Genomic DNA, 638 nt, shown 5'->3' on the forward strand with positions numbered 1-638 from the left:
CCGCTACGCCTACTCCGAGCAACTGCGGCTCCTGGAGAGGGCGATGGAGCTCTGGGACGACGTCCCCGACGAGGTCCTCGCCACCCTCCGCCCCTTCGACTACGCCGAGGTCTACCCGGCCTCCGCCTGCGACCCGGAGAACACGCCGCTGCGCTACCTCGACGTGATGGCCGAGGCCACCGTCGCCGCCCACTTCGGCGGCGACCGCAAACGCGCCCTGGCCATCTCCAAGAAGGCCATGCGGGTCCTGGCCGCCGAATCCGACCCGCTGCGCGAGGCCTGGTGCCTCGTACAGCGCAGCCGACTCGTGCAAGGGCTCGACAAGGGGGACGGCTGGGAGGAGCTGGCCGCCGCCCAGGAGCTGGTGCGCGGGCTGCCGCCGTCGTCCGTGCAGGCCGACGTCCTGACCAACGTGGCCAGTTGGAAGGCGCTCCACCAGCCGGGACCGCAGGCGCTCGCCGACAGCGACCGCGCCGTGGAGTACGCCCGGCTCGTCGGCGACGAGTACATCGAGCTGCACGCCCGCCTCACCCGCGGCTGGCTCGTCGCGGACGCGGGCGGCGTCGAGGAGGGCCTCGCCGAGATGTACGCGGTACGGGACCGCGCCGAACAGCTCCACCTGATGAACCTCCTCGGCC

General features: G+C 72.6%; 1 pseudogene. It reads left to right on the forward strand.

Features of this window, described 5'->3' with window-relative positions:
* A pseudogene (locus B7L92_RS39045) lies at nucleotides 1-638 on the forward strand (hypothetical protein); the annotation flags it as partial.

The sequence above is a fragment of the Streptomyces viridosporus genome (assembly GCF_002078235.1).
GTDB classification, from domain to species: domain Bacteria; phylum Actinomycetota; class Actinomycetes; order Streptomycetales; family Streptomycetaceae; genus Streptomyces; species Streptomyces viridosporus.